The sequence below is a fragment of the Algoriphagus confluentis genome (assembly GCF_036245625.1).
GTDB classification, from domain to species: domain Bacteria; phylum Bacteroidota; class Bacteroidia; order Cytophagales; family Cyclobacteriaceae; genus Algoriphagus; species Algoriphagus confluentis.
The window spans coordinates 1-531 of the sequence record NZ_BTPD01000044.1; the positions used below are offsets into that span (position 1 = coordinate 1).

General features: G+C 54.8%; 1 protein-coding gene. It reads left to right on the forward strand.

Going from position 1 to position 531, the window contains the following annotated elements; genetic code table 11:
- Positions 1-531: DUF7507 domain-containing protein (locus AAA943_RS21810; protein ID WP_420915629.1), on the forward strand; the 531-nt coding region annotated here is incomplete at both ends.

The window sequence follows — 531 nt, forward strand, 5'->3', positions numbered from 1 at the left end:
TCGATGAGGAAGGCGATGTAATCGAGTACAGCTTGACGGTAACTAACACAGGAAACGTCACCCTGACCGATGTGACCATCACCGATCCGTTGACCGGTCTGGATCAGAACATCGGAACCCTGGCACCGGGTGAAAGTGAAACCATCACGACGACCTATACGGTGACTCAGCAAGACGTGGACCGAGGCAGCGTAACCAACCTGGCCACTGCCACAGGTACTGATCCTGACGGAGGAGAGACCGAAGGCACTGATGAGATCGAAGTGACCGGGGAGAAAAACCCTGCGATCGAAATCGAGAAGACGACGACTACCACTTCCTTCGACGAGGAAGGCGATGTAATCGAGTACAGCTTGACGGTAACTAACACAGGAAACGTCACCCTGACCGATGTGACCATTACCGATCCGTTGACCGGACTGGATCAGAACATCGGAACCCTGGCACCGGGCGAAAGTGAAACCATCACGACGACCTATACGGTGACTCAGCAAGACGTGGACCGAGGCAGCGTAACCAACCTGGCCACTG